The 5,645-nt window shown below is 67.4% G+C and carries 5 protein-coding genes; all 5 read left to right on the forward strand.

Going from position 1 to position 5,645, the window contains the following annotated elements:
• Window positions 1–147 precede the first annotated feature (147 nt).
• Entirely contained in the window at window positions 148–696 is a 549-nt protein-coding gene (locus tag N864_RS18580) for a hypothetical protein (protein WP_081794026.1), read from the forward strand.
• Window positions 697–1,151: 455 nt separating this feature from the next.
• Complete coding sequence (gene rpsL, locus N864_RS18585; RefSeq protein ID WP_034720623.1) at window positions 1,152–1,526, forward strand: 30S ribosomal protein S12; 375 nt, start codon at window positions 1,152–1,154, stop codon at window positions 1,524–1,526.
• Window positions 1,526–1,996: a 30S ribosomal protein S7 gene (gene rpsG, locus N864_RS18590; RefSeq protein ID WP_034720614.1), complete on the forward strand. Its 471-nt coding sequence runs from the start codon at window positions 1,526–1,528 to the stop codon at window positions 1,994–1,996. The genes rpsL and rpsG overlap by 1 nt, the downstream gene beginning before the upstream one ends.
• Before the next feature lie 160 nt (window positions 1,997–2,156).
• A complete protein-coding gene (fusA, locus tag N864_RS18595; protein WP_034720617.1) occupies window positions 2,157–4,274 on the forward strand; it encodes an elongation factor G in 2,118 nt (705 codons plus the stop codon).
• 117 nt (window positions 4,275–4,391) lie between these two features.
• On the forward strand, window positions 4,392–5,588 hold the full coding sequence (gene tuf, locus N864_RS18600; protein ID WP_034720619.1) for an elongation factor Tu: 1,197 nt from the start codon (window positions 4,392–4,394) through the stop codon (window positions 5,586–5,588).
• The last annotated feature ends 57 nt before the right edge of the window (window positions 5,589–5,645 follow it).

Here is a 5,645-nt window from a genome sequence, read left to right on the forward strand (position 1 = left end):
CTACGCGCGGTCCCGGCCCAGCGGCGTCTCCGGCCCTCAACCTCCCGCGGACGCAGCGCTCGGGGTCGAACGCGCCGGCGCACCGCGGCGTTCGACGAGGCACGGGGTGCTCGCCGTGGGGGAGCGGCGGGCGGATAGTGTGCTGGCATGACTGAAGCCTCCGCGCCCGCCGCCGACCCGACCCCGGCGCCCGCTGTCAGCACGGACGTGCCGGCCGCGCCTCGGACCGTCGTCGTCCTCACCGAGGAGGCGCTCAAGCCGGTCGACGTCAAGAAGATCGTCGCGCTGCACGAGACGGAGCCGGCGACGTACCGCGTCCTCGTGCCCGCGGACACGGAGCGCAACGTCCTCGCCGCGGTGCTGAACCACCTGAGCCTGTTCGAGATGCGTGAGGCACTCGAGGCGCTCACCCCGGTGGACCGGGACGAGGCCGTCGCCGACGCGGACAGCGCGCTCAGGACGAGTCTGGCCGAGTTCGAGGCGGCCGGGGCGTCGGCCACCGGCGAGGTGACGGCCGACGACCCGATGCCGGCGGTCGAGGACGAGGTGGGGCGGCTGCACGCCTCCGAGCTCGTCGTGGTGACCGAGCCGCTCGCCATCCAGGACACCTTCCACACCGACTGGGCGTCCCGGGCGCGGGAGACGCTCGGCGTGCCGGTGCTGCACATGTATGCCGGGGACTGGCGGCTCGGCTGACCGACGACGGCGCGAGGACCCGAGCGAGGAACGAGCGAGGCCCGCAGCGCCGAGGAGGTCAGCCCATCAGGTTCGCTGACCGACGACGGCGCGAGGACCCGAGCGAGGAACGCAGCGTCCGCGCGACGATTTGGTCCGTGCCGGGTGCGCCGGTACGCTTGAACACTGTGTCTGAGGCATGCCTGCGCGCCTGCCCCCGTCACGCGCGATGACGGCTTCGGTGCCCTGACGCGACGTGGTCCTTGGCGGCCACCGTACGCGGACCATCACTGAGTTGCCAGAGCGAACCTCCCGCCGGGCAATCCACGACTGAGCGATCACGACTGGGGAGTGCAGGGGGGAGCACCGCGTCCGACACTCCCGACCTCGGGGGTCGGCCGCGAACAGACAAGGAGTCGGACCCGGCCGCGTGCCAGGACACCGGCAGACAACAGCAACGTTATGGAGTAACCAGGTTGCCTACCATCAACCAGCTGGTCCGCAAGGGCCGCCAGGACAAGGCCAGCAAGGCCAAGACCCCGGCGCTGAAGGGCTCGCCCCAGCGCCGCGGCGTCTGCACCCGCGTCTACACGACCACCCCCAAGAAGCCGAACTCGGCGCTGCGCAAGGTCGCCCGCGTGCGCCTGTCGAGCGGCATCGAGGTCACGGCGTACATCCCCGGCGTCGGCCACAACCTGCAGGAGCACTCGATCGTGCTCGTCCGCGGCGGCCGGGTGAAGGACCTTCCCGGTGTCCGCTACAAGATCATCCGCGGCACGCTCGACACGCAGGGCGTCCGGGGCCGCAAGCAGGCCCGCAGCCGCTACGGCGCGAAGAAGGAGAAGGCCTGATGCCTCGTAAGGGACCCGCCCCGAAGCGCGCGCTCGTCGTCGACCCGGTCTACTCCAGCCCGCTCGTCACGCAGCTCGTCAACAAGATCCTCCTCGACGGCAAGAAGTCGATCGCGGAGCGCATCGTCTACGGCGCCCTCGAGGGCTGCCGCCAGAAGACCGGCTCCGACCCGGTCCAGACCCTCAAGCGCGCGCTCGACAACGTCAAGCCCGCCATGGAGGTCAAGTCCCGCCGCGTCGGTGGCGCGACCTACCAGGTGCCGATCGAGGTCAAGCCGGGCCGCTCGACGACGCTGGCCCTGCGCTGGCTCGTCGGCTACTCCCGGCAGCGTCGTGAGAAGACGATGACCGAGCGCCTGATGAACGAGATCCTCGACGCGTCCAACGGCCTCGGCGCCGCGGTCAAGCGTCGCGAGGACACGCACAAGATGGCCGAGTCGAACAAGGCCTTCGCGCACTACCGCTGGTGACAGCACGTCAGGCCGTATGCCGCTGAGCTCGCTCCCTGCCCCGCGCGCACTCCGCGCGGGGCCGGGAAGGCTCGGAGAGCGGCATACGTTCATCTGATGGAGCCCGCCCCACCGGAACGGCTCGCCCCTGAGTTTCCTGAGATGAGATGAGATAACAAACGTGGCACTCGACGTCCTGACGGACCTCAAGAAGGTCCGCAACATCGGCATCATGGCGCACATCGACGCCGGCAAGACGACGACGACTGAGCGCATCCTGTTCTACACCGGTGTGAACCGGAAGATGGGTGAGACGCACGACGGTGCGTCGACGACCGACTGGATGGAGCAGGAGAAGGAGCGCGGCATCACGATCACGTCCGCCGCGGTCACCTGCTTCTGGGAGGGCACCCAGATCAACATCATCGACACGCCCGGCCACGTCGACTTCACGGTCGAGGTCGAGCGGTCCCTGCGCGTCCTCGACGGCGCCGTTGCCGTCTTCGACGGCAAGGAGGGTGTCGAGCCGCAGTCCGAGACGGTGTGGCGCCAGGCCGACAAGTACGACGTGCCGCGCATCGCGTTCGTCAACAAGATGGACAAGCTCGGTGCGGACTTCTACTTCACCGTGCAGACGATCAAGGACCGTCTCGGTGCCGAGCCGCTCGTGCTCCAGCTGCCGATCGGTGCCGAGAGCGACTTCATCGGTGTCGTCGACCTGCTCTACATGCGCGCCCTGGTCTGGCCGGGCGACGCCAAGGGTGACGTGACGATGGGCGCCAAGTACGAGATCCAGGAGATCCCGGCCGACCTGCAGGCCAAGGCCGAGGAGTACCGCCAGGCCCTCGTCGAGCGCGTCGCCGAGTCGGACGACGACCTCATGGAGAAGTACCTCGGCGGCGAGGAGCTGACGATCGAGGAGCTCAAGGCGGGCATCCGCAAGCTCACGGTCACCTCACAGCTCTACCCGGTGCTCTGTGGCTCGGCCTTCAAGAACCGCGGTGTGCAGCCGATGCTCGACGCGGTGGTCGACTACCTGCCGACGCCCGTCGACGTGCCCGCCATGATCGGCCACAAGCCGGGTCACGAGGACGTCGAGATCGAGCGTCACCCGAGCAAGGAGGAGCCGTTCTCCGCGCTCGCCTTCAAGGTGGCGGCGCACCCGTTCTTCGGCACCCTCACCTTCATCCGGGTCTACTCCGGCCGCGTCGCGGCGGGCAGCCAGGTGCTCAACTCGACCAAGGGTCGCAAGGAGCGCATCGGCAAGCTCTTCCAGATGCACGCCAACAAGGAGAACCCCGTCGACGAGGCCCTCGCCGGTCACATCTACGCGGCGATCGGCCTGAAGGACACGACGACCGGTGACACGCTCTGCGACATGAACGACCCGATCGTCCTCGAGTCGATGACGTTCCCGGAGCCGGTCATCGAGGTCGCCATCGAGCCGAAGACCAAGGGTGACCAGGAGAAGCTCTCCACCGCGATCCAGAAGCTCTCCGCCGAGGACCCGACCTTCCAGGTCCACCTCGACGAGGAGACCGGCCAGACGATCATCGCCGGCATGGGCGAGCTGCACCTCGACATCCTGATCGACCGCATGAAGCGCGAGTTCAAGGTCGAGGCCAACGTCGGCAAGCCGCAGGTGGCCTACCGCGAGACGATCCGCAAGGCCGTCGAGAAGTACGACTACACCCACAAGAAGCAGACGGGTGGCTCCGGCCAGTTCGCGAAGGTGCAGGTCACCTTCGAGCCGCTGACCGACACGGAGAACGGCGAGCTGTACGAGTTCGTCAACGCCGTGACGGGTGGCCGCGTACCGAAGGAGTACATCCCCTCGGTCGACGCCGGCATCCAGGACGCCATGCAGTACGGCGTGCTCGCGGGCTACCCGCTCGTCGGCATCAAGGCGACCCTCGTCGACGGCGCCTACCACGACGTCGACTCGTCCGAGATGGCCTTCAAGATCGCCGGTTCGATGGTGCTCAAGGAGGCCGTCCGCAAGGCCAACCCGGTCCTACTCGAGCCGATGATGGCCGTCGAGGTCCGGACGCCCGAGGACTACATGGGCGACGTCATCGGCGACATCAACTCCCGCCGTGGCCAGATCCAGGGCATGGAGGACATCAGCGGGGCCAAGGTGGTCAAGGCCCTCGTCCCGCTGTCCGAGATGTTCGGCTACGTCGGCGACCTGCGTTCCAAGACGCAGGGCCGCGCGAGCTTCTCGATGGAGTTCGACTCCTACAACGAGGTCCCCAAGGCGGTTGCCGAGGAGATCATCAAGAAGACCCGCGGCGAGTGACCACGGGAAATCCCGGTAGGCTCTCCTGCGGGATTCAACCGAAAATCCAACCCCATCGCGCCACGTCCTGCCCTGGTCGTACGGCGTAGAACAAGAAAGTCCTAGGAGGACACCACAGTGGCGAAGGCAAAGTTCGAGCGGACCAAGCCGCACGTCAACATCGGCACGATCGGTCACATCGACCACGGCAAGACGACGCTGACGGCTGCGATCTCCAAGGTCCTGCACGACAAGTACCCGGACCTCAACCCGCAGTTCGCGTTCGAGGACATCGACAAGGCTCCTGAGGAGCGTCAGCGCGGTATCACGATCTCGATCGCGCACATCGAGTACCAGACCGAGAAGCGTCACTACGCCCACGTCGACTGCCCCGGTCACGCTGACTACGTCAAGAACATGATCACCGGTGCGGCCCAGATGGACGGCGCGATCCTCGTGGTCGCCGCCACCGACGGCCCGATGCCGCAGACGAAGGAGCACGTCCTCCTGGCCCGCCAGGTCGGCGTCCCCTACATCGTCGTGGCGCTCAACAAGGCCGACATGGTCGACGACGAGGAGATCCTCGAGCTCGTCGAGATGGAGGTCCGTGAGCTCCTGTCGACCTACGAGTTCCCCGGTGACGACGTCCCGGTCGTCAAGGTCTCGGCGCTCAAGGCGCTCGAGGGCGACCCGGAGTGGGGCCAGACGGTCCTCGACCTCATGGACGCCGTCGACGAGAACATCCCCGAGCCGGAGCGTGACGTCGACAAGCCGTTCCTCATGCCGATCGAGGACGTCTTCACGATCACCGGTCGTGGCACGGTCGTCACCGGCCGTATCGAGCGCGGCATCCTCAAGGTCAACGAGGAGGTCGAGATCGTCGGCATCCACGAGGGCCCGGCCGCCAAGACCACCGTCACCGGCATCGAGATGTTCCGCAAGCTCCTCGACGAGGGTCGCGCGGGTGAGAACGTCGGTCTGCTCCTTCGCGGCACCAAGCGTGAGGACGTCGAGCGCGGCCAGGTCGTCGTCAAGCCCGGCTCGATCACCCCGCACACGGAGTTCGAGGGTCAGGTCTACATCCTGTCCAAGGACGAGGGCGGCCGTCACACGCCGTTCTACGACAACTACCGTCCGCAGTTCTACTTCCGCACCACGGACGTGACGGGTGTCGTGCACCTGCCCGAGGGCACCGAGATGGTCATGCCCGGCGACAACACCGACATGCGCGTCGAGCTGATCCAGCCGATCGCCATGGAGGAGGGCCTCAAGTTCGCGATCCGCGAGGGTGGCCGCACCGTCGGCGCCGGCCGCGTCACCAAGATCATCAAGTGACCCGGTGACTCGTCGCCGCTGACTCGTCAGCACCAGGAGGGCCCGGTCCGCTTCGGC

Source organism: Intrasporangium chromatireducens Q5-1 (genome assembly GCF_000576575.1).
Lineage (GTDB): Bacteria > Actinomycetota > Actinomycetes > Actinomycetales > Dermatophilaceae > Intrasporangium_A > Intrasporangium_A chromatireducens.

Coding starts and splice junctions, on each gene's coding strand:
- N864_RS18580 (WP_081794026.1), top strand. CDS start 148: ATGACTGAAGCCTCCGCGCCCGCCGCCGACCCGACCCCGGCGCCCGCT.
- rpsG (WP_034720614.1), top strand. CDS start 1,526: ATGCCTCGTAAGGGACCCGCCCCGAAGCGCGCGCTCGTCGTCGACCCG.